Origin of the sequence: Metallosphaera sedula DSM 5348, from assembly GCF_000016605.1 — an archaeon.
Taxonomy (GTDB): domain Archaea; phylum Thermoproteota; class Thermoprotei_A; order Sulfolobales; family Sulfolobaceae; genus Metallosphaera; species Metallosphaera sedula.
In genome coordinates, this window is the sequence record NC_009440.1 from 1,542,990 (window position 1) to 1,565,749 (window position 22,760).

25 protein-coding genes and 1 tRNA gene are annotated in these 22,760 nt (G+C 45.7%); 16 read left to right on the top strand and 10 right to left on the bottom strand.

From position 1 onward, the window contains the following. Positions 1-5 precede the first annotated feature (5 nt). The 3 genes from MSED_RS08110 to MSED_RS08120 all read right to left on the bottom strand — a co-directional run bounded on the left by MSED_RS08110 (position 6) and on the right by MSED_RS08120 (position 2,601). Positions 6-581 carry an indolepyruvate oxidoreductase subunit beta gene (locus tag MSED_RS08110; RefSeq protein WP_012021538.1) on the bottom strand — a complete coding sequence of 192 codons (576 nt, stop codon included), beginning with the start codon at positions 579-581 and terminating at the stop codon, positions 6-8. Then, entirely contained in the window at positions 569-2,398 is a 1,830-nt protein-coding gene (locus MSED_RS08115; protein ID WP_374108055.1) for a thiamine pyrophosphate-dependent enzyme, read from the bottom strand. Before MSED_RS08115 ends, MSED_RS08110 begins: the two co-directional genes overlap by 13 nt. Before the next feature lie 127 nt (positions 2,399-2,525). Next, positions 2,526-2,601: transfer RNA gene (locus tag MSED_RS08120), tRNA-Pro, on the bottom strand. Between the two features lie 44 nt (positions 2,602-2,645). Between MSED_RS08120 and MSED_RS08125 the strand changes: the two genes are divergently transcribed. Further along, positions 2,646-3,371 carry a helix-turn-helix domain-containing protein gene (locus tag MSED_RS08125; protein WP_012021540.1) on the top strand — a complete coding sequence of 242 codons (726 nt, stop codon included), beginning with the start codon at positions 2,646-2,648 and terminating at the stop codon, positions 3,369-3,371. Here the strand turns inward: MSED_RS08125 and MSED_RS08130 are convergent. After that, positions 3,331-3,678: a nascent polypeptide-associated complex protein gene (locus MSED_RS08130; RefSeq protein WP_012021541.1), complete on the bottom strand. Its 348-nt coding sequence runs from the start codon at positions 3,676-3,678 to the stop codon at positions 3,331-3,333. The two genes, MSED_RS08125 and MSED_RS08130, sit on opposite strands and share 41 nt — an antisense overlap. A gap of 58 nt (positions 3,679-3,736) precedes the next feature. Here MSED_RS08130 and MSED_RS08135 point away from each other — a divergent pair, with 58 nt between their 5' ends. From MSED_RS08135 to MSED_RS08175, 9 genes are all read left to right on the top strand, one after another. After that, positions 3,737-5,002, top strand: a complete 1,266-nt coding sequence (locus MSED_RS08135; protein ID WP_012021542.1) for an MBL fold metallo-hydrolase — start codon at positions 3,737-3,739, stop codon at positions 5,000-5,002. After that, entirely contained in the window at positions 4,999-6,159 is a 1,161-nt protein-coding gene (locus MSED_RS08140) for a threonyl-tRNA synthetase editing domain-containing protein (protein ID WP_012021543.1), read from the top strand. Before MSED_RS08135 ends, MSED_RS08140 begins: the two co-directional genes overlap by 4 nt. Then, complete coding sequence (gene mvk, locus MSED_RS08145) at positions 6,146-7,096, top strand: mevalonate kinase (RefSeq protein ID WP_012021544.1); 951 nt, start codon at positions 6,146-6,148, stop codon at positions 7,094-7,096. Before MSED_RS08140 ends, mvk begins: the two co-directional genes overlap by 14 nt. 16 nt (positions 7,097-7,112) lie before the next feature. Then, a complete protein-coding gene (gene glmS, locus MSED_RS08150) occupies positions 7,113-8,900 on the top strand; it encodes a glutamine--fructose-6-phosphate transaminase (isomerizing) (RefSeq protein WP_012021545.1) in 1,788 nt (595 codons plus the stop codon). Continuing rightward, positions 8,897-9,955 carry a sugar phosphate nucleotidyltransferase gene (locus MSED_RS08155; protein ID WP_012021546.1) on the top strand — a complete coding sequence of 353 codons (1,059 nt, stop codon included), beginning with the start codon at positions 8,897-8,899 and terminating at the stop codon, positions 9,953-9,955. Before glmS ends, MSED_RS08155 begins: the two co-directional genes overlap by 4 nt. A gap of 78 nt (positions 9,956-10,033) precedes the next feature. Continuing rightward, complete coding sequence (locus MSED_RS08160) at positions 10,034-10,435, top strand: DsrE/DsrF/DrsH-like family protein (RefSeq protein WP_012021547.1); 402 nt, start codon at positions 10,034-10,036, stop codon at positions 10,433-10,435. Beyond that, positions 10,432-10,650 (top strand): sulfurtransferase TusA family protein, encoded by a 219-nt coding sequence (locus MSED_RS08165; protein ID WP_012021548.1) that lies wholly within the window; start codon positions 10,432-10,434, stop codon positions 10,648-10,650. The genes MSED_RS08160 and MSED_RS08165 overlap by 4 nt, the downstream gene beginning before the upstream one ends. A gap of 37 nt (positions 10,651-10,687) precedes the next feature. Beyond that, positions 10,688-11,578, top strand: coding sequence for a cysteine synthase family protein (locus tag MSED_RS08170; RefSeq protein WP_048060122.1), 891 nt, complete (start codon positions 10,688-10,690; stop codon positions 11,576-11,578). A 151-nt stretch (positions 11,579-11,729) separates the two neighbouring features. After that, positions 11,730-12,392, top strand: a complete 663-nt coding sequence (locus MSED_RS08175; protein ID WP_012021550.1) for a BUD32 family EKC/KEOPS complex subunit — start codon at positions 11,730-11,732, stop codon at positions 12,390-12,392. Here MSED_RS08175 and MSED_RS12030 read toward each other — a convergent pair. Further along, positions 12,376-12,561 (bottom strand): hypothetical protein, encoded by a 186-nt coding sequence (locus tag MSED_RS12030; protein ID WP_053092991.1) that lies wholly within the window; start codon positions 12,559-12,561, stop codon positions 12,376-12,378. The genes MSED_RS08175 and MSED_RS12030 overlap by 17 nt on opposite strands. A 38-nt stretch (positions 12,562-12,599) precedes the next feature. Here MSED_RS12030 and moaA point away from each other — a divergent pair, with 38 nt between their 5' ends. From moaA to folE, 3 genes are read left to right on the top strand one after another with little or no spacing between them, the layout of a single operon-like run. After that, positions 12,600-13,553, top strand: a complete 954-nt coding sequence (gene moaA, locus MSED_RS08180; RefSeq protein WP_012021551.1) for a GTP 3',8-cyclase MoaA — start codon at positions 12,600-12,602, stop codon at positions 13,551-13,553. Further along, positions 13,534-14,598 carry an aminopeptidase P family protein gene (locus tag MSED_RS08185; protein WP_012021552.1) on the top strand — a complete coding sequence of 355 codons (1,065 nt, stop codon included), beginning with the start codon at positions 13,534-13,536 and terminating at the stop codon, positions 14,596-14,598. The genes moaA and MSED_RS08185 overlap by 20 nt, the downstream gene beginning before the upstream one ends. Positions 14,599-14,652: 54 nt before the next feature. Next, positions 14,653-15,282, top strand: coding sequence for a GTP cyclohydrolase I (folE, locus tag MSED_RS08190; protein WP_012021553.1), 630 nt, complete (start codon positions 14,653-14,655; stop codon positions 15,280-15,282). 52 nt (positions 15,283-15,334) lie between these two features. Here folE and glnA read toward each other — a convergent pair whose 3' ends face one another. The 4 genes from glnA to MSED_RS08210 all read right to left on the bottom strand — a co-directional run bounded on the left by glnA (position 15,335) and on the right by MSED_RS08210 (position 19,278). After that, complete coding sequence (glnA, locus tag MSED_RS08195) at positions 15,335-16,747, bottom strand: type I glutamate--ammonia ligase (RefSeq protein ID WP_012021554.1); 1,413 nt, start codon at positions 16,745-16,747, stop codon at positions 15,335-15,337. A 120-nt stretch (positions 16,748-16,867) separates the two neighbouring features. Beyond that, a complete protein-coding gene (locus tag MSED_RS08200; protein WP_012021555.1) occupies positions 16,868-17,473 on the bottom strand; it encodes an ATP-binding cassette domain-containing protein in 606 nt (201 codons plus the stop codon). A gap of 64 nt (positions 17,474-17,537) precedes the next feature. Beyond that, positions 17,538-17,936 carry a thioredoxin gene (gene trxA / locus MSED_RS08205; protein WP_012021556.1) on the bottom strand — a complete coding sequence of 133 codons (399 nt, stop codon included), beginning with the start codon at positions 17,934-17,936 and terminating at the stop codon, positions 17,538-17,540. Then, entirely contained in the window at positions 17,929-19,278 is a 1,350-nt protein-coding gene (locus tag MSED_RS08210) for a class I adenylate-forming enzyme family protein (RefSeq protein ID WP_012021557.1), read from the bottom strand. Before MSED_RS08210 ends, trxA begins: the two co-directional genes overlap by 8 nt. 195 nt (positions 19,279-19,473) lie before the next feature. Between MSED_RS08210 and MSED_RS08215 the strand changes: the two genes are divergently transcribed. Genes MSED_RS08215 through MSED_RS08225 form a run of 3 tightly spaced genes read left to right on the top strand, consistent with a single transcriptional unit; the run spans position 19,474 to position 21,876 of the window. After that, entirely contained in the window at positions 19,474-20,328 is an 855-nt protein-coding gene (locus MSED_RS08215; protein ID WP_012021558.1) for a beta-ribofuranosylaminobenzene 5'-phosphate synthase family protein, read from the top strand. A 31-nt stretch (positions 20,329-20,359) separates the two neighbouring features. Further along, complete coding sequence (locus MSED_RS08220; protein ID WP_187146796.1) at positions 20,360-21,355, top strand: RsmB/NOP family class I SAM-dependent RNA methyltransferase; 996 nt, start codon at positions 20,360-20,362, stop codon at positions 21,353-21,355. A 2-nt stretch (positions 21,356-21,357) separates the two neighbouring features. Then, positions 21,358-21,876, top strand: coding sequence for a DapH/DapD/GlmU-related protein (locus MSED_RS08225; RefSeq protein ID WP_012021560.1), 519 nt, complete (start codon positions 21,358-21,360; stop codon positions 21,874-21,876). On the opposite strand, the gene xerA is transcribed toward MSED_RS08225, so the two are convergent. Beyond that, the gene (gene xerA / locus MSED_RS08230; protein WP_012021561.1) at positions 21,873-22,733 is read right to left on the bottom strand and encodes a site-specific tyrosine recombinase/integron integrase; all 861 of its coding nucleotides are present in this window, start codon (positions 22,731-22,733) and stop codon (positions 21,873-21,875) included. The genes MSED_RS08225 and xerA overlap by 4 nt on opposite strands. Between the last annotated feature and the right edge of the window lie 27 nt (positions 22,734-22,760).

Genomic DNA, 22,760 nt, shown 5'->3' on the forward strand with positions numbered 1-22,760 from the left:
CCTCGCTACTGCGTCATTAAGGCCTTTTCCTTGCTTCTTTCCCAGAACCTGACCCCAGCCAGGAAGGAGTTCCTGTTATTTTCATCCCTCAAGACCGAGAGGAAATCATCCCTCTCCAGGTACTGAGAGAACCTCGCTTGATAAACTACTCCAAGAAGAGCAGTGTTACACTTACCTGCTTTCCCTACGAGTTCATTGCAATCCAAGACATGTACTTTCCAGTCCCTTAACCTCTCGATTATCATTCTAACGTCATATTCCTGGACCTTAGGGAGGGAAGGCGGTTTCACTGACGCATTTAGGAAAATCTCTCCTTCCCTTGAAAGATACTCTACATTCCTGAGCGCCTCCGTTGCCTCTAATGCTATCATTATATCTGCCCCTCCGCGAGGTATGAGCGGAGCCTCCACGTTTCCGATCCTAACGTGAACGTTAACTGCACCTCCTCTCTGGGAAAGACCGTGAGTCTCAGCTTCGAAGACTCTGTAACCCTTACTCGCAAAGGCCTCAGCTATGATTTTACCCAACGTAACAACTCCCTGACCCCCTATTCCAGCTATTAATACGCTTAGCTTGTCCATGCCTCATCCCACCCCATAGGTTTCTCCCCCTCAAGTTTGATAGCGTTAAAGGGGCACACGGGAACGCATGCGCCACACCCAATACAATCCTGAGGATTAATTACCGCCTTCTTGTCACTCCTTTTCAGGATTGCAGGACACGTAAAGTAATCATAGCAGATCGTACAGCCTGTACATTTATCGTAATTCACCACGGCTACCTGTGCGGGTTTTACCCTATCTATGACCTCGAGGGCACAGGCCCTTTTCGCCACCACGACAGCTGGTGCCTGATTCCTCTTTACCCATTCAGATGCCCTAGCTACAACCTTGGCAAAATCAGGACTAAAGGGATCCCCAACTTCCACATACTCAACGCCTAGGCCCTTAGCTACGTTCGCTATATCAATACTGGTTGATGGGCTACCCTGTTGGCCTGTCATGGCGGTGGAGCGATTATCTAACACGATCACGAGAACTGGGAACTTGTTATAGACGGCATTTGCGAGGCCTGGAAGTCCTGTATGGAAGAACGTTGAATCTCCTATGATTGCCACGGGGATCGTGTGCGTCGACCTATAAACTCCATTAGCTATTCCTAAACTACTTCCCATGGATATCAAGCTATCTTGCTCGTTGAAAGGCGGGAGTACTCCCAATGAGTAGCAACCTATATCCCCAGAATAGAAGGTGCTTGAGATCCCGCCCAGGGATAGCCCCTTCTTGAGGAAGAAGAAGCTTGACCTATGCGGGCAACCTGGACACATGGCGGGAGGTCTCTTGGGTACATCTACGGGGGCCTTTAGGATCTGGTCCAGTTGAGGTTCCTCCTCAATACCAAGGAATTTAGCTATGGCTCTTGATACCCTTTCGAGGGACATTTCTCCCGCGTATCCCGTAAGTTTCTTTCCATCCACCTTAACGTGAAGTCCTTGGTCAAGTATCATGGATTTCAACTGATTCTCCACCACAGGATCCAGCTCCTCAATCACAAGGACTTTCTCGACGTCAGTAAGGTAATCTAGAATCTTCTCAGGCAATGGTACAGAGCAGGATACACCTATTACCTTAACTTGCTCAGCCTTAAGTTCCCTCAAGGCCTCTAAGGCGTAAGAATATGAAATTCCTACCCCAACAACAGCCACCTTACCTTCCCCGCGAGACTCCACCAGATGGGCGGTAAGCGACTTGATCTTCTCCCATCTGTTAAGTTGTTCCTCCCTATCCCTTCTGGAGACCTCAGGTACAAGGGAGTATCTTCCAGGGTTTTTCTGGAATTTCCCATAGACCGGTTCCCTCCTGGGAATTACATTAACCTGTGACCTAACATGGCTAATCCTGGTATTTGTGGAAATAATGACAGGATGACCAACCTCCGAGCTCAGGTTAAATGCCTCAACTGTGAGGTCATGAGCAGATTGGGGATTGAAGGGCTCAAGGACTGGAATCATACCCATAAGCCCATAATACCTGGTGTCCTGTTCGCTCTGCGAAGACCACATGCCTGGATCTCCTGCAGAGACCACCACAAGTGCCCCTGATACTCCCGTGTAGGATGACGACATAAGCGAATCTGAGGCAACGTTCATTCCCACGTGTTTCATGGTGACCAGGGCCCGGGCACCCATAATTGCAGCCCCGAATCCTGTCTCAAAGGCCACCTTCTCATTGGAACTCCATTCTGTGTAAACGTCCTTGAACTTCATAAGGGTCTCAATTATCTCGGTCGACGGAGTTCCGGGGTAACCTGCCGCAACCGCAACGCCGGACGCTAGAGCACCGTAAGCTATGGCCTCATTGCCTAACATTAGACTTGGCTTAACAACTAACATAACTATCGTGATAAACTTTACATGTAAACTTATAAAGATAAATACTATTAATTGTGTTAAGTGTAATAGGTTTTAATATTTACATGTTATCAACATGATAGATAAAGCCACTAGATGACAGATCGGAGACGGATGGGCCCGCCGGGATTTGAACCCGGGATCACGACGACCCGAACGTCGCATCCTAATCCAAGCTAGACTACGGGCCCTCGTCTCAAGTGAAGTTATAATATGCGCGTTATAAAAGTTTTCAATGGCCACTGAATACGTTATAGAGAGCATTGCCAAGAGAATAGCCGGGGACATAGTGTGGAGCGAGAACCCAGGTCTCGCAATGAGGAAGTGGAGGGAGACCTTTGGGATTTCCCAGTCAGAGCTGGCTCGAATACTTGGGATGTCCCAATCGGTCATAGCTGATTATGAAAGGAATAGGAGGCAACCTGGAAGCTACGTAGTCAAGAAGTTCGTGGAAGGGTTGATAGAGGCCGACTCCAAAAGGGGTTACAAGGTGATAAATGAGCTAGGGAAACTCTTCTCCCTGAACTTTCCCTTCATACTAGATATGGCCGACTTCGTGTCTCCAATAACGCTCCAGGACGTCGTGATGGCCGTGGACGGGATACCCGTGATGGCAGATCTGAGCAACATACAGGTCTACGGCTATGTGATCACAGACAGTATTAGGGCTATCACGGCATTAAGCGGAATGGAGTTCTACCAGTTCCTTTCCATAGTGTTCAACAGAATCCTCGTATTCACAAAGGTGTCAAGCGGAAGGTCGCCCATGATAGCCCTTAAGATTGCCCCCATAAGACCTAAACTCGTAATCCTGCATAGGCCGGTTAAGATGGATCCCCTTTCCATATACATTGCCAACAAGGAGGGCATAAACGTAATAGTTTCCACCAAGAGAACTGAAGATGAACTTCTTAACGGGCTTAAGAGCCTTGCCCTTCGGTCAGAGATAAAATTGCCTTAGCTATATCCCCGTTGGCCTTGCTCAAGGCCTCCCTGACTTGCGCCTCTGGCTTCCCTGTCTGCTCCATAACGAACCTAACGTCATCCTCGTTAACTTCAACCTTGGGTTCGGCTTTGCTCTCTACCCTCGTAGTTCCTCCCACTATGGTAATTGCCTCCTGGCCCATCACGTTAGCCTTGGTCACCATGGGAGACTCGATCACTATCCTCTCATTGGGCGTCTCAATTATTACTCGTAAAGCGTCTATGTTCTGAGTTTTTATGCCCATTTTCTCAAGCTTCTTGAGATCCTTGGGACTGACTTTCATTAGACATTTTATGCTATTACTCAAACTTAATATTTGCGGTTAACCTTTACTAACAGATATGGACTATAGTATAAAGATACTTGGCGGAGGCAATGAAGTAGGCAGAGCTGGGATAGAAATATCCAATTCTAGCGAGAGCCTAATTCTTGACTACGGAGTAAATTTTAATCAAAAGGATGAACCAAACTTCCCCCTTCAGGAGTCACCTTCCAAGGTTAAGGGATTCGTGGTCTCACATGCCCACTTGGACCACGTTGGGGCCTTACCCATTTACCAGATATCCAGTAGTAAACCGGTTTACGGAACTGGGATCTCGAAGTACATTACTGAGTTGATGTTGAAGGATTTCATCAAACTGTCTGGACCAAAGGTCCCCTTTGAGTGGGTTGAAGTGAAGAAGACTATGGATAACTTTAGGACGTTCAATTACGGTGAGGAAGTGGAGATAGGAGGGTTCACCGTAACAACTTCAAGCGCGGGACACATACCCGGTAGCGCCATCACAGTTGTGAAAACGGAAAAGGGAGACATAGCCTATACTGGAGACATAAACGTGACCATGGCAAAACTTGTGAAACCAGCTGAACTGGAAGTAATGAGAAAGTCTAGGGTTATCATCACCGAGGCCACGTACGGCAAGTTTAACCATCCCACCAGGAAAAGCGTTGAGGAGGAGTTTTACGCCTCCGTAATGGAAGTACTTGAGGGCGGAGGGACGGTCCTTGTCCCAGCGTTCAGCCTTTCCAGAAGCCAGGAAATACTTTCAATTCTTGCTGAGAAGAACATACCCTACCCCGTGTATTATGACGGGCTTGCTAGAACAATAATGGAGATCATGATTGATAACAGTCAATACATAAATAACAAGGAGGCCTTGAGGAAGGCCTATGATGAGTTCCAATACGTGAAGGGGTGGGAGGATAGGAGAAAGGCATGGAGATCAAATGGAGTTATAGTTGCTAGCGCAGGAATGCTAAAGGGCGGACCAGCTGTATACTATTTCAAGAAGATAGCTGACAGTCAAAAGAACGCGGTGTTCCTCGTGAGCTATCAGGCTGAGAATACTCCCGGAAGGAAGCTATTGGAGCTAGGTAAATTTGATGACTCCTCACCCTTGTTAAAGGCAAGGCTACAGATGTTCGACTTCTCCAGTCATGCAGGGAAAAATCAGCTACTGGACATAGTTAAGACCTCAGAAGCCCTTGAGAAGATAGTTGTAGTACATGCGTCTCCAGATAGTGCCCAGGCTTTCTCGGACTACGTGAAAGAGAAGTTGGGGGTAGAAGTTTTAGTACCAGAAAATGGACAAGAAATCCGACTATGATACTATTGTTCATACATGCGTCCGATTTCTCCTTTGAGGTAAAGCAGAAGGCATTGGAAACGGCTGAGGATCCTAATCCTGGGTCCTTTTCTTCTCAAAATACGTTAGTTACATTCATCTCTGTGGAGAAGGGAGATGACGAGGAGATATTGGAGAGAGCCCTGGAGAACATTCGCGACGTAATGAGTAAAACCAAGCCAGATACGCTTGTGTTATATCCCTATGCCCATCTATCCTCGAACCTGGCTGAGCCAAAAACGGCGATCCAGGCACTTAATTCGCTTTACGAAAGGCTTAAGGCGGAGAAAGAGAAGGTGGTTAAGGCACCCTTCGGATGGTATAAGGCCTTCACAGTGAGCTGTTATGGTCATCCACTAAGCGAGCTCTCGAGGAGGATAACTAAGGCCGTAGAATACCAGAAGAGCAAGGAAATGGAGATCTGTACCAAGTTTGGGTTCCCAGGATCTCCTGAGTCAACTTTCATGAAGATGGCAGTTCTGGAGAGGTTAAAGAGAGATTTGGGTGCTAAGGGGGTTGTATACGGTGAAACTAGAGTCAAGGGCTTCCTGAGTGTTAGATTCTCTAGACCAGAGGGCAGGGCACTCCCCTGCGTCAACGAGGACCCCAGGATTGAGGTAGTTTACGAGAGTGATAGGGACCCTGACTTTCCCAGGGAATTTCAGGACTCGGTTAACAGGTTTCAGATCTGGAGCCGGAACGGGAACCTTGTTAGGGTAGACGTAGGGCTTCTGCTATACTACATACTCTTGAAGTCTAGGGAGAAGCAGACACCCACTTTACCCCTTTGGCTATCGCCAATCCACGTGAGGATACTAAAGGTCAGAAAGGAGGATAACGTTGAGGACTTTGCGAAATCCTTGAAGGAAAGGGGTATCAGGGTTCAAGTTGACGACCTTGAAGAGGGTTTGGGAAATAAGATACGTAGGGCAGGAATGGACTGGATCCCCTTTGTGGCCATAGCGGGAGAGAGGGAGCTCAAGACAGGGAACCTGACCGTAAGGGTGAGAGAGACCTCAGAGCAAAAACCCATGACTGTGGACGAGATAGAGAGAGTTGTTAAGTCGGCAGATGACCTTCTTCTGCCATCTAACCTGCCCCTGAGCCTGAAGGAGAGGTTAAATAATGAGGAGAGTTGAGGCCATAGTACCCCTTAAGCTTACCCTATTCGGGGAACATGCAGTAGTTTATGGGGAACCTGCAATAGCCATGGCAATTTCGGAGACTATGAAAGTTACCGTCACAGAAAGCGATAGAACCGTTATCTCCTCTTCTTCCCTTAACATTGGGAACATAAAGGTGGATTTGAGGGACATGAGGGTGGAGAGCGAACAGACTGGTAAGGCACTATCGTTTGCCCTAGAGGCCCTGAACTATTTTGACGAGAAAAAACCAGCTCTAATCTCCATAGAATCCTCCGTCGATCCCTCGGTTGGATTGGGAACTAGCGCGGCGGTTATTGTGGGAGTAGTATCTGCATACTCGAAGTTTCTAGGTTACGACATGACCAACTTGGAGATTGCCAAGGTATCTAGACATATCGAGAAAAAGGTTCAAGGCCTAGGTAGCAGGATGGATACCTTCACTACCTCACTGGGAGGGGTTCTGTACTTTCCTAGGAATTCGGAAGACGTGGAAAGGGTAAACTCGTCTTTGAACATCTCCGGAGGATACATAAGACGAATCTCCTCTACTGCGGAGATCTTGAGAAGGGTTAAGGCAGTGAAGGATAAGAGTAGGGAATTCGACGATATACTTCACCTCATAGGGAAATTGGTAGACGAAGCCAGGTGGGGAATAGAGAGGGAGGACATGGAAACTGTGGGACAGTTAATGTACATCAATCACGGTCTTTTGATGTCCCTTGGAGTTACCTCGCCTGCAATAGACGAACTGGTTTCCACGGCCAGAAACATGGGCCTTCCGGGTTGCAAGATGAGTGGTGGTGGGGGTGGAGGATCAGTTGTCTGTCTCAAGTCGCAGAAGGCTGAACTCCTTTTAGAGTCAAGGGGCTTCAGACTTGTCAATACTGAACCAAATCAAACGGGTGTGGTGATAAAGGAAATAAATGACTGAACGTTAACCATGTATCATGTGCGGAATTATTGGAGTAGCATCTATCGGAGCCAAGGATGCTGCCTTAGCCAATATAACTTTGGACGCATTAAAGAGCTTAGAGTATAGGGGATACGACAGTGTAGGAATGGCCTCGATGGATAGCTCTCACCTAGAGGTGAGAAAGGCTGCAGGTAACGTGGAGAAGTTCGAGAGGTTAAAGAATCCTTTGAACATGAAGGGAAACATTTTCCTGGGCCACACCAGGTGGGCTACTCACGGTGAGCCAAATGATATTAATGCTCATCCCCATCTAGACTGCACAGGGGAAATAGCGGTTATACATAACGGAACTGTGCTCAACTTTCTAGAACTTAAACAAGACTTGATTGCCAAGGGGCATAGGTTCGTAAGTGATACAGATACCGAGGTGATTGCCCATCTCATTGAGCATTACAGGAAGCTTGGAATGGACAACTTCACTGCGTTTAAACAGGCCATATTCAGCATACAGGGAGACCACGCAGTTCTAGCCATAATAAAGGGAGATAATAGGATATTTTTCTCGAAGAAGAACAACCCTCTGGTAATAGGATTAGGAGACGACATGAACCTTATATCCAGCGATGTTTGGAGCCTGGTTAAGGTTACTAACAGGACCATAACCATAGGTGACGACGAACTTGGATACATAACCGCTACCTCGGTTTACGCAGAAAAGATTACTGGGGAAAAGGTCAACCTGACCTCTAGGCTCATTATTCAGCAAATAGACAGTTCCGCAACTTCCCTTCAGGGATACGAATCCTTCATGATGAAAGAAATCAGGGAAAGCTGGGGAGCGGTTAGGGATACCATAGTTGGACTCATGAATGACATGGAGAAGCTTGGTAAGGCAGTGAAGGCTATGGACAAGGCACGCAGGATACTTGTGGTGGCAGCTGGGACAAGTTATCATGCAGGGTTAATTTTCGCCTCTAGGTTGATGAGGACTGGGAAGACCGTTATCCCAGTTATAGCCTCTGAGTATGAAAACGTTAAGGCTGGCGGGGAAGACGTTGTTTTAGTCATTAGTCAGAGCGGGGAAACCATGGACTCACTTCTAGCGATGAAAAGCTTCAAGAACAGTGGGTCTTTCGTTGTATCCCTAACCAACACCCTTGGAAATAGTATCTCATACTACAGTGATATCGCCCTCCATACCAGGGCAGGACCTGAGATAGGTGTTGCTGCAACTAAGACCTTTACCTCTCAGGTTGGGGCTTTACTCCTTATTTCCTCCTTAATGATTGGAGAAAACCTGGATTACCTTAAGGAAGCTGAGAGTACAGTATCAAGTAGCTTCTCTAAGTCCATTGGTTATGCAGAAAAAATAGGGGTGGATGTTTCAAAGAAACAAAGCTTATACTACCTTGGAAAGGGACTTGGAGTGCCCATGGCCATGGAGGGAGCGCTGAAAATTAAGGAGATAGCGTACATTCACGCAGAGGCTTATCCTGCAGGAGAGAGCAAACATGGACCCATTGCGTTGGTAGAGAAGGACTTTCCCGTGATCTTTGTGAATACTGGCGAGCACGTAGATGAACTAAGAAACAATTTGAAAGAGATGCAGAGCAGAAAGGCCAGGGTATACGTGGTCAGTGCAGGCTCTGAGCTAAGAAGCGACCAGGAGGTTACTGAGATCATGATCGACATTAACGACGCTAGACTGGCACCTCTGGCTTTGGCACCTCCATTGCAACTAATTGCGTATTATGCAGCGAAGGAAAGGGGTCTGAATCCCGATAGACCCAGAAACTTGGCTAAGACGGTGACTGTTAGATGAAAGCACTGATACTCGCCGCAGGAAAAGGAGAAGGACTAAGCCCCTACAGTGATAAGGTGCAGAAGGAGACAATCCGAATTGTGGGTAAACCTGTAATACAATACGTAATAGAAGGACTTGCTTCAGTTGGAGTTACAGAATTCGTAATCGTCGTGAACGAAAAGGAGGAGCAGGTATTGCAGGCAGTGAAGGACTTGAACGTGAGGATTGAGACAGTTAGGCAGAGGTCCCCTGGAATCTCTGGGGCTGTACAGGATGGGATGGAGTACATGGATGACATGTTTGTTCTGGCCTTTGGAGATATAGTAACGCCCAAGGACTTTTACAGGGAACTGATTACCACGTACCACAGATCTGGTTCCCCTGTATTTTCCACAGTTCCCGTATCAACGGGTCTAGACACCTACGGGCTCGTGAAGGTTGATCAGGGACTGCGGGTTGTGCGCGAGGGATCCACGCTTGCATTGGCAGGAGCCTACGTAATTCCCAAGAAACCGTTCAATGACTTTCTCCAGTACCTAGATGAAGTGGCCAGGGACGCTGACTATTTTGTATGGACAGGATCGTGGGTAGACATAGGATATCCGGAAGACTTAATTCAAGCAGTTGAGGAGCTACTGAAATCCGAGTCGTCAAGGATATCTAACAAGGCTAGCATAGCTAGCACTGCAGTGATAGGAAAGAGTGTAATAGTGGAGGATGGGGCCACGATCGAGGATTTTGCGATAATAAAGGGTCCAGCATACATTGGAAGAAATGCGTATGTGGGTTCGTTCTCCCTTGTTAGGGATTTCTCGTCGATTGAGGAGAGCGCAATCATTGGAGCCTACTCTGAAATAGCCCATTCATTGTTGGGCCCCTACTCTGTCGTAGGATCTAAGTCGTACATTACTCACAGTATCATAGGAGACAGAACTAGGGTGGGAGCATCTGTCATAACAGCTAGCTATCCCGCAACTGTGAAAAGGCAGGTCTCTGGAAAGTTTGGCGCTTTAATCTCTCCAGATGAGAGTATACCGCACGGGGTAGTGATTGGGCCCTCCTACAGGAAATAGACCAGCTACGGCTCTAGGAGTCTTAATAACCAGCACATCTTTCTGCATCTTTTTAATTTGGCCATCTATCATAGAGTTATGCCGAAACTGACAATTCTTCTCGCGGACAACAGTATGGACAAGTTATATCATGGGCTTGTGCTGGCACTTGACGCTAGATCCATAGACTGGACTGTGAAGTTCTTTGTGACATCGCAGGCTGTCTCGATCTTTACAAAGAAGTTCAAGGGTAAGTCTAAACTGAGGCTTGGTTTTCTGGCTAGGCTTTTCGTGGAATCGGAAATGAAGAGAATGAAGCTTCCAGATACTTCTGTGCTCATAGAGGAGGCCATAAAGGAGGGTGTGGAGTTTTACGTGGATGAAGTAGGGCTAAAGATAGCTCATTTAGGGAAGGAGGATCTGCTGGATAACGTGAAACTCTCTGGAGGAATTACGTATCTGAAGGAGGCTCAAGACTCTGACGTGGTGGTCACATTATGAAAGAAATTGAGACAAACGAAGTCTGCCCTGTGGTGATCCTTAAGGTGATGAGGGAATGGAGAAGCGTTAAGGGGGAGGAAGAGCTAGTGATTAGAACTCCTTGGGAAGCAGTTACACAAGAACTCGAGAAGTGGTGTAATGAGACCGGGAATCAGTTCCTAGGTTACACCAAGGAGAAGGGAAAGTTCGTAATTAGGTTGAAATTAAAAAGATAGATTATTATATCACCCAGATCTCCTTTTCTAAGGGTAGATGCGTATTGTGTCCTCAGAAAAGGTATATTATAACCCAATCCAACTACTAGAGGAGAATTGGCCTACTCCTCTTCTTAAGTTATCCATTGGCCAAGACGTGTGGGCCAAACTTGAGTTCTTCAATCCCTTCAGCAGAAGTATAAAAGATAGGACAGCCCTTTTCCTATTTAGAGAGGCACTTAAGGCAGATGCGACTCAGATAACGGAAGCAACTTCGGGAAATGTGGGGGTAGCCCTGTCTTCACTTTCAGCCATATACGGCAAGAAATTCGTTGCCTTCATCCCCACGCAGGCCCCGAGGGCATTCAAGATTGCAATGAAAGTGTTGGGAACTGAGGTAATAGAGGCCGGAAAATCTACGAATGATCTAATCCCGCTCGTAAAGAGCTTCGCTAAAACCTCGGGAAGCTACCATCTAAACCAGTTTAACAACCCCCTCAACATCAAGGCTCACATGGAGACTACCGCTAAGGAACTTGATGAACAACTGAAGTCCGTGAACAAGTTCCCGGAGAGGATAATCGCAACCATGGGAACTGGGGGCCATATTGCAGGGATATCCAAATATTTCAAGGAAAAATACGGTGATGAGGTAGAGATTATAGGGGTCCAACCCGCAGAGAATGACAGAATACCTGGAATAAAGAGGCAAAACGGTGATACACTGGTCTCCTCAGCCAAGGTAGATAGGGTGATTGACGTCACCTCAAAGGAAGCAATAGAAGGTGTTATTAAGGTAGCAAGGAGCTCAGGAATACTTATAGGACTTAGCTCGGGTGCAACAGTCGCAGCTTATAACAGGTTTAACGATGAAAAGACCACTATCCTCATTTTCCCAGATGACGGCTTCAAATACCTTGATGAGCTTGAAAGATTTCTTCAGTCCTAAACACTTAGAAATTTAGTCCTGTTATCAATTTACACTTATTTTCCATATCCATAACAGGAAGATCTTTAAGCGGATAAAACTAGTTGACAACCCCTCCTCGAGTTCAAGGAAAACACTATGAGTTAAAAGATCGTGAATCCTATACACTGACATGAAAATAGAGGATGCCATCAGAGTGCTTTACGCTCAAACCAAGGTATTAGAGACACAGGGTCAAAAGTACGTGGTTAAGTGCTATGACTCTAGCGTAGCCTTGAAATGGTACTTCATTTCTTCCATGTTCAGACCTTTTCCCTATGTGGCTAACCCCCTAACTAGGATGAGCAGGGAGATGGAGTTCATGACCTATCCCTGGAAGAACCTAAAGGTGCCCAAAATAATAGACTTTGACATTAAGGAGAAGTGCGTGATCAGGGAGTTCATCGAGGGAAAGATCCCTGAGGAGGAGAATGATTTCATTAATCTAGGAGTAGTATTGAGAGAAATACATGATAACGGCTTTGTCATGGGCGACACAAAATTTGAAAATTTTCTGATAAACGATTCAATTTATGTAATAGATGCGGAAGAGGCCATAATGAGCGACGAACCTGAATTAAGGGCATGGGATATTCTAGTATATTTCCTTTTTGTTGCATATAAATATATACAAGATCTTAAAGGTTTCGAAAATATCGTGCATGGATTTTTAGATTTATATAAACCGAGCAGAGAGGTAGCCCTTAATGCGATGAGCTTGAGAAATGTTCAACTCTTATCCCTATTCCCACCCATACACCTAGGCATACTTAGAAAAATCATTTCCGAATTTTAATCAGAACCGTGTTATCTGCTCTCTCCAAAGCTATCTCCGAGTCTGTTAGCTTAGTACCGCAGGCGGGACATCTGTAGAAATATCTGATAACTTTCCTGTTATTTGTTGTCTCCGCCTCAGATATGAATTCCATCCTTACACCACATCTGGGACAAATTACCTCGTTCATATTCGAGTTTATAAGATCCCACACAGGTATAAAACTTAATGATTGACAGGTATGGAAGGCCTTTAGAGGACTTGAGGGTTACCCTAACTCACGTATGCAACTTCTCCTGCTTCTTCTGTCATATGGAAGGTGAGGATACGGAGTCCATGCAGGGATTGTCCCCTCACCAGATAGGTCTAGTCTCTAGGGTGGCTGTTGAGTTTGGCGTGAAAAGCGTGAAATTAACGGGTGGGGAGCCTACCCTAAGAAGGGACTTACCTGAGATCATTAGGGAAATTAGGACCTCAGGAGTTAGGGATATCTCCATGACCACTAACGGATTCCTCCTCGCAAACATAGCTGGCAAGCTGAAAGATGCAGGACTAGATAGGATAAACATTAGCTTACATGCCCTAACGAGAGAGAAGTTCAAGGACGTTACAGGGGTGGACGGAATGGACAGGGTCATAGCTGGGATAAGAGAGGCAAAGAACCAGGGTTTTAAGCCCATAAAACTGAATTTCGTGTTAACCAAGAGAAATAGCGAGGAGGCTAAAAGGGTAATAGAGTTTAGTGAGGAGATCGGAATAGACGAGTTACATCTCATAGAGCTTCACCCTGTGGGTCTTGGCAGATCAACCTTCTCCTTTCACCAGGGAATGGAAGAATTGGAGAAGGAAATCGCCAAGATTGCTGTGAAGTCAGAGATAAGAGAGAAACATTTCAGACCAAGGTATACCTTGCCCTCAGGACTCGTGGTGGAGATAGTTAAACCTTACGCAAACCCGATCTTCTGTGCAGGGTGTAATAGGGTAAGGTTGACTGTAGACGGCAAGTTGAAGACATGTCTCTACAGGGATGATAAGGTAATAGACGTGATGTACGCCTTGTCCAACAAGGACTTAACCCTTGAGGAAAGATTGGAGCTCATAAGACATGGATTTGAGGCAGCTATTTCTATTAGGGAGCCCAACTTTAAGTACATGATGAAAATTGAGGCTCAACAAGCTTGAGAAAATAAAGGAAAAGTCTAACGCGAAAAACCTGCTAATTGTCGGGGAGCCTAACCTGTTCTATTTCACGGGATATAGGGGAGTTGGTGGCTTACTGGACTGTGATGGTACAAGGACCCTACTGGTGCCATTACTGGAAAGGAATAGGGCCTTGGGAATCAAGGACTTGGATGTGAAGGTATATTACCCGGTAAAGCTCGAGGAGAACGTAATAGAGGGAACGCTAGTTTCAGCAGTAGAAAAACTCTGTCCTTCCACGACAGATAAAAAGCTCTTGATAGATTTGGGTTACGCCTCTGTGGATCTATTCCTTCAGTTGAGTTCTAAGTATGAAGCGAAGAACATCACAGAAGATATACTCCAGACGAGGGCAATAAAGGAGGAAAAGGAAATTGAGGCTATCAGGCATGCTCAGAGGGCAACCGCCATGGCCATGAAGATGGCAAGCGAGTCTCTAGTAGAGGGAATATCCGAAATTGAACTTGCAGGCATAATTGACGAGACCATGAGAAAGGGTGGTGCTGAGGACTATGCTTTTCCCTCTATAGTCGCCTTTGGTGAAAATTCGGCTGAACCTCACCATATTCCATGCGAAAGAAGGCTGAGAAAGGGTGATACAGTAGTGGTAGATATAGGGGCTAAATACAATGGATATTCCTTTGACAGCACAAGGACATTCCTGTACGGAATCACAGAGAAAAGCAAGAGGATATATGACGTGGTTCTTGAGGCACAACTAGAGGCAATCGACGCAGTCCAGGAAGGAATAGAGGCGTCTCAAATCGATAGGATAGCCAGATCCAGGATTGAGAAGGAGGGTTTCGGAAAACTATTCGTTCACTCCACGGGACATGGGGTGGGAATCGAGGTCCATGAAAGCCCAGCAATTTCCATGAAGTCTAAAGACATCCTAAGGGAAGGTATGGTAATAACGGTAGAACCAGGTATATACTTCCAAGGTGAACTGGGCGTTAGAATAGAAGATACAATCCTTGTCAGAAAGGGTAAACCGGAGGTCCTTGAGACCCTTTATAAGACCTTGTAAGTCTATTTAATATAAGAATTTTTAGTAGATGTATCTTATGATACCTGTTTGGCCATGGAAACTTCATTAAGCAAAGAAAAACTAGAGGAAGAAATAGCTAAGAGAGTTAGAGAAATTCTAGAGCTTCTGGGAGAAAATCCTGATAGAGAAGGATTGGTTGAGACACCAAACAGAGTAGCCAGAGCATTTCTAGAGATGACTTCCGCTCTGAGGACTCATCAGCCGGAAATAAAGGTGTTCAAGCTAGGAGAGGATGGAGTGACATATGAGGAGGACCAGATAGTATTAGCCTCAGATATTCAGTTCTCCTCCCTATGCGAACACCATCTTTTACCCTTTGTTGGAAAAATACATGTTGCCTACGTAGTCGGTGAGGAGGGTAAGGTTGCTGGATTTAGTAAGATAATAAGGATTGTGAACTATTACGCCTCTAAACCCCAAATCCAGGAGAGACTAGTTAGTGAAATTGCAGATGCCTTAATGCAGAGCGACCTACATCCAAAGGGTGTAATAGTGATAGGAGATGCGGTTCATATGTGCTCTTACGTTAGAGGAGTCAAGGATAAGGAAGCTAAGTTGCTGTCAATAGCTAGCAGAGGAGTATTCAAGACGAATAGAGCTCTAAGAAACCATGTATTTAGAATGCTAGAGGTGTCAAACAGAAGAGGATTTAGGTTGGGCTAGCCTAAATAAAAGAAAATAGAATAAATAAAACCATATAAAGAAATAAAAGAAATTACACATCCAGGTAATAGTATATTTCCATTGGATGTGGGTACATCTGAAGAGTTCTGCTTTCCTCCCTCTTCAAGTCTATGAAGGTCTCCAGTATAGATGAGTTGAAGATTGGTTTTAGGAACTCTGTATCAGATTCTAGCTCATCCAATGCTTCATCTAGCGAGCGTGGTAACTCTTTGATCCCCAGCTCCTTTCTCTTTTCAGGAGTTAGATGATAAATGTTAGTATCTACAGGGTTACCGGGATCGATCTTCTTCTTCACTCCGTCCAATGCTGCAGCAGCTATGGCAGCGAAGGCTAAGTAAGGATTGGTTGAGGGATCGGGAGCCCTGTACTCTATCCTCTTGGCTTTCTCCATCCCCTTATAGTACGATGGAACCCTTATCACGGCGCTCCTATTACCCTTACTCCATGCAACGTAGACAGGAGCCTCAAATCCAGGAATTAGCCTTCTATAACTGTTAACAGTGGGAGAGACTATGGCCGATAACGATCTTGCATGAGATAAAATTCCGCCTATTACATATCTCCCGAACTGGCTAAGCTCCGCATATTCGTCATTGGGGTCATACATTAAGTTCTTACCATTCTTGGTCCACAGGCTAAAGTGAGTGTGCATTCCTGTTCCATTATCGCCAAACATGGGCTTTGGCATAAACGTCGCAACGAGACCGTATTTAGCGGCTACGTTTCTGATAACATACTTCAAGGTTTGCAGCTTATCGGCAGCATCAACCATTGTCGAGAATCTGAAATCTATCTCTCCTTGACCTGCAGTAGCTACTTCATGATGTGCTGCCTCAATTGTAAAGCCAAAGTACTTAGTAAGGGTCTGGATGATATCTAACCTTACATCCATGAGCTGATCCACTGGCGGAGCTGGATAGTAACCTTCCTTGTATCTGATGATGTAGCCTCCACCACCGTTCCATGGAGCCTCTCTAGCGGTTATCTTGTAACCTGTACCCTGTTGAGGGGTCTTAACGTCCACATCAACACGGTCAAAAAGGAAGAACTCTAGCTCGGGCCCATAATAGGAAATGTAACCTTCACCTGATAAGACACTCTCCGCAGTCTCTGCAACGTATCTAGGATCCCTCTCAAATCTTCCCTTTCCACCTCCCCAGTACACTTTAGTTAAAACTCTCGCCACTGACGGGGACCATGGTAAAGCAACCAGACTCTCTAGAACGGGTGAAAGAACCATATCGCTTTCGTATATTGTGGTGAAACCCTTGATGCTACTTCCATCAAGCTTACCGAAACCGTTCTTTATCTCCTCGACCGTGAAATCAGAGGCGGGTATAGTAACATGCTGTAGCCTTCCGGGTAGGTCGGTAAACTGTAAGTCTATCCATTCTACCTTATTCTGTTTTACGTATTCTACGGCTTCTTCAGGTGTCTTAGGCATGTATTTGGCATAATTAGCTGGGTATAAAAGTCTGTTTGTATTTATAATAAAAAGAATTCAGGAACTTAAATTCTAAATTAAAAAGTACTCATGTTCTACCGTAATCTATAAAGCAAGAAACTAGAATCTTTTCAAGAGAGAACCATTGCTCATCACATAGTGATGGTCTGCATAATTAGAGTCCGAAATGTCCTGCGTGGTAAAGATCAAATCGAAACCGAAGGACTTTCTTATATCGATGAGGTTCTTAAGAAAAATCTCTTTGTCGCTAATATTTGCCATTGCCTCGTCCAGCAAGAGCAAATGTGGCCTTCTTAATATAGCCGTCACTATTGAGACCCTCTCCCTTTGACCTAGACTTAGCTGTCTGACCTTGCCAGTGAAGTTAATGGAAAACTGGCTCTTAATTTTCTCAAGTTCAGCGTCTGTTACTGGAGAAGTGCTGAGTTTAAGGCCAAAACGTAAATGATCGTCAACTTTCATGGAGGGGATGAAGGAGTCTTGAGTAACTAAGACTATCCCTCTCTTTTCAGGAGGAAGCTGGGTTACGTCTTTTCCATACAACTTCACATAACCCTTATCAGGTTTGATGAAACCAGCAATAATGTTCAATAGGGTAGATTTACCAGATCCATTGGGACCAGTTACACAAATGGTGCCCTGATCATTTAATTGTGCATTTAAAGTAAAATTTCCAAGTCTCTTAGTCACCATAACATCTATCATTTTACACTTAATTAGTAAGAAAGAGGTAAAAATCTTTATTGAATAATCCTACAATGAGTAGAGACTAAATGTATTTCTTTAAAGCGTTCTCCAAGGTGTCTTCGTCCACCGCCCCCACAAGGGTTTCCTTAACTTGACCATCCACCAGAATGAGAGTGGTAGGTATGTTCATTATCCCGAACTTATCTGCAGTCTTTGGATTCTCATCGACGTTTAACCTTCCAAATAGTGCCTTGTCGCTGTACTTTGAGGCCACTCTCTTGAACACGGGCTCATAAAGATGACAGGGAGCACACCATTGTGCCCAGAAGTCTATAACTACAACCTTATTCTTGGAAAGTACCTCTTCCAGGCCGTCATCCGTTATGGCCACTATCTTTTCCTCGGTCCTCCTCTCTAGGGACAACGCCTTCTTATTCAATCTCTCTGAAATCTCCTTAGCTAACTGTTCAAGTTCACTCAAGTTTGTTCACTATGTAGATTCTCTTTAACTTCTTATAAAATGCTACCTTCGAGTTAACGTAATCTAGAAGCTCCTGTTCGCTCACCTTCTTCCTTAATGTGACCTTGGCGACCGGTTCCTGTCCTAGGTTGCCCGCATCTTCTCCAACAACTTCAGCTTTCTCCACCGCTGGATGAGTCAGAAGAATAGACTCAAGATCCCTGGGAAATATTGGATAGCCCTTGTATTTGAGCATCCTTTTCTTCACGCCCTTAAAGAAAAGCAGACCACGTTCGTCAATGGATACTAAATCTCCAGTTTTAAGCCAACCATTATACCAGACACGGTCGTTCTCCTTAGTGTCCTTGTATCCAAGCATGAGCCAAGGCGCCTTAGCCCACAACTCGCCAACCTCTCCAGGCATTGCATCCTTACCGTCCTCCATGACCACCTTGATATCTACGTGTTTGAGGGGCTTCCCGATGGTTATTATCCCTGTGATGTCCCTAGGTTGGAGCGTAAGAACCAATCCCTCGGTGAAACCGTATTGCTGAATAATGTCCTTGCCGAACTTTTCCTTGAATCCCTTGACTGTATTGGGAAAGAGAGGCGCAGCAGTGCTTATGCAAACTTCAAGGGATTGTAAACCATGCCCCCTCTCTATAAGGGAGTCATAAACCATGGGAACGGTTGCTAGGAAATTGACGTTATTCGTGTTGATCATTTCGCTAGCCTGTACGGGATCGAATTTCTTGACTGGTATAAGCTGTCCTCCAGCCTCAAGCGTTACACCTAGGACGCTATTTCCTAGGACGTGTGCTATGGGAACAGTGAGAATGGTTGAAATACGAGAAAGTCCAATTGACTCGTAAAGAACTCTATCATTGAACTCAACCCTGGATCCGCTATGAATAACCTCCATCGTTCTCCCGGCTATCCCCGCGTAGTAGTAGGATAGACCCGGGGTGTTATCGTTGTACTCCTCAGGTCTCTCCTTAACTTCGCCCTCAAAGGATGGTATTACTGCCTTGAAATCCTTGAGTACTTCCTTCTCCCTACTCAAGGTTTCCTGATCAACTAGAATCATGTCTGGAGAGCTGTCCTCTAGGATGAACCTAAGGTCCTCCGCTGAGGTCAAAGGATCTATTGCCACCACTTTAGTACCTGCCCAAAACCCGGCAATGTAGGAAAGTACCGATTCCGCTGAGTTGAACATAAAGTGTGCAACAACGCCACGTTCCGGTATCTTAGAGGCAAGCCTAGCTACCCTGTCCCTAGCCTGTTCATAGGTCATTACTCCTGGTATGAGGTAACTATTGGGTCTGACTTTACTCCACTTCTCAAGGAGCTTTGCGATACTCATTGGGATCTACTTTCATTCTCTCCGAATAGCTTTTTAATTCTAGCCTTTGGGTCACGCTTGTTCTAAACACAATCGTGGTACAACCTATCTTGTCAGTTCCTAGGCGAGCGTAACTTAATCCTAGATTGTGAACGCATCCTCACAGGAACGATAAAGGAAGGGTTTAAGATTTTTCTCTCTCCCTGATCTTCAAGGATGCTAACAATCAAGGGTCTTTCGAGAATTCACATCACTCTCTTCGACTTAGAGGGAAAGCATGGAAGAATTGATGGAGGTATGGGAGTCGCGCTGAAATATCCCAGGATAGTGGTGAACTCAGGTAACTGTAAGGAGGTAAAGGTAGGAAAGATTGAGACGTCGATTTGCGTCGAGGAAGATTACGAAGCGCATGTGGGGCTTGGACATACTACACAGTACTACCTTTCCGTGGCCAAACTGGCATCAGAACTCAATTTCGAGAGGAGAAACTCGCACGAACTGGCCAGGTTGGTTGGAAGAGGCGGAACTTCTGGTGTTGGAGTACATCTCTTTGATAGGGGAGGGTTCGTGGTGGATGGAGGGCATTCTACCAGGGTTAAAGACTCGCCCTTACCCTCAGACTACTCGAGTGCTCCTCCTCCCCCCTTATTACTCAGGGTGAACTTCCCTTGGTATATTTACGTCAATATTCCTTCTGGTAAAAGGATATTTGGACCAGAGGAGATCAAGGCTTTCAGGCAAAATGCCTCAGGGTTTGATGAGTTAGCTAGGGTTGTCCTCATGGAGTTCATCCCATCTGTGGTTGAGAGGGACCTATCGGGAGCTCTGGAAGGACTTTGGAAGATACAGGGTCTAGGTTTTAAAAAGGTAGAGGTAAGTCTTCAGACTGATACCGTCAGGGAGTACATGATAAGACTTTACAAGATGGGATTTCCCTCAGGCCTCTCGTCATTTGGGCCTGCCATTTTCACCTTCGTTTCCTCTAGGAGGGAAGGAGAGGAACTAGTATCCAGATTCGGAGGATGGGTAACCGAGCCCAATAATAGAGGTGCAGAGGTTGAATGGTCCTGAGCTGATATATGACGAATTCGTGATGGAAGAGTTGAGGAGGGTATACGGGAGTTCGCTCAACGAGTACCTAGAATATCTGGGAAGGCCAAATCCTAGACTCTACATCAGGCTCAATACGTTGAGGAAACAAGAATTGAAAGAAGAGCTCCATGAATTCAAACAGGATGAGGACTTTGAGGAAGCCTATTTCGTTGAGGTGAGGGGCCCAAACTTCCTTGAAATGCGCGATACCAAGGTAGTGGTTGACAAGAAGACGGCCGAAAGCGCAATGCTAGGTTCCAACGTGTACAAACCTGGAATTAAGAGGATCGAGGGGAATGGCTCTAGGGTTTCCGTTGTGTCGGAGACAGGGAATCATGTGGCCAATGGAATTCTAAGGAGAGATAACATGATAGTAGAGGTTACTGAGTCCCTTTACTCGTCGATAAAGGTTGCGGAACTTGATGTGGTAAAGAGGGGGTTGGCGATCTCTCAAGGTAAAGCCTCAATGTACGTTGCCAAGCTTCTGGATCCGAGGCCTGACGAAATAATAGTTGATATGAATGCGTATCCGGGAGGGAAACTCACCCATGTTTATCAGCTACAACCTAAGGCAAAAATCATGGGGTTTGACCATACAAGAAAAAAGATAGATAAATTAAGAAATATTCTGGATACCCTAAAGATGAAGATGGATGTGTATGTGGCTGACTCCAGGTATCTGTACGAGGATCTGGGTATCAGGAACGTGGACAAGGTTATGATCGATCCACCCTGTTCTGCTCTAGGTGTTAGACCGAAAATCTTTGATAGAAAGACCAAGGAGGACATACAAAACTTCTCCTCCTATCAGAAGCAATTTCTTAACTCGGCGTACAAAATACTGAAGCCGGGAGGAACGGTCATCTACTCGACGTGTACCACAACTTTAGCCGAAAACGAAGAAGTAATTACAGATCCGCGCTTCGAGATAGAGTTCATGATCAGGTTCCACCCAAACGTGCATCAGATGACCGGTTTCTTTATAGCGAAGTTGATCAAAAGGTGAGTATGCCCGTTGAAGAGTTTCTAGGTAAGAAACCAAGGATATCCCCTAAGGTCTACCTTCACCCCACATCTTATGTTATAGGGGATGTAACAATAGGGGAACTAACTAGCGTGTGGCATTACGCTGTTATAAGGGGCGACAATGACAGTATATCAATTGGAAAAAGAACAAACATCCAAGAGAACTGTTCCCTTCATACGGACAAGGGATACAAGATAGAGATTGGCGACTTAGTGAGCGTAGGCCATAACGCCGTGGTTCACGGGGCAAGAATAGGTAACAACGTCATAGTGGGAATGGGAGCAATCCTCCTAAACGGGGCCAAAATAGGGGATAACGTTATCATTGGAGCAGGTGCGGTAGTGACGGAGGGAAAGGAGATACCCTCCAATAGCTTGGTCCTGGGAGTGCCAGCCAGAGTAGTTAGAAAACTTACCGAAGAGGAGATTCACATGATTGAGGCGAATGCAATGGAATACGTTGAAGAACTATTAATAATGCTAGGAGAACATAAGGCCTAAGTCTCAAAGGCTCTCCTATAGGCGTTCTCTAGGTCCTCTGTGACCAAGTGCGTGTAGATTTGCGTAGTTTTGATGTCCTTGTGTCCCATTAACCTCTGCACTGCAGGAAGTGGAACTCCTCTCCTTATGGCGTTGGTGGCGAACGTGTGACGGAGTACGTGCGGCCTCAACCAGGTTAGCCCGGTCTTTCTACCAAGCCTCTTTATGAGCTTGTACAATGCTTGGTAGGAGAGGTTGAACAGGGGAGCGTCATCGCTTTCCTTATCTTGGGTCTTCCTTAAGTATTGCCTAAGTAGGGTTGCCGTTCTAGAGGTGAAGAAGACTATCCTTTCCTCTCCGTTCTTGGTCTCTCGAACCCTAATGAGCATTCTTTCCAGATCTACGTCGCTTCTCCTCAACGAGAGTAGCTCAGAGGAACGAAGACCAGTGTCCACCAAGAGTGAAACTATGACCTTGTCCCTCAACCTCCTGCAGGCCGAGAGAAGAGCTACAATATCTTCCTCTCTCAAGGCCATCCTTTCAGGGCTCCTTATTCTGGGCACAGGAGGTTTCACATTTACCCCCAGCCACTTCAGAAATCTTCTCACCGCGATTACGTAGCTTCTGATTGTTGCCGACCTGCCCCTTTTATCCACTACCCTCGATCTTCCCTTTCTGGAGTTAAGGGAACCGATCCAGTCTATCACGTCCTGGGTGGTAACACTCCTAGGATCCTTCTTGACGAACTGTAAAAAGTCCTGGATGGCGGTAGAGTATAGCTTTATTGTTCCTTGACCAGCACCAGAAAACTTTAGTGACTCCATGAAATAAATGAAGGGATCTGCATCAGTGGGTGGCTCGCCAAGCTGAAGTTTCATAAGAAAGTACTTGAGTGTAACACGATA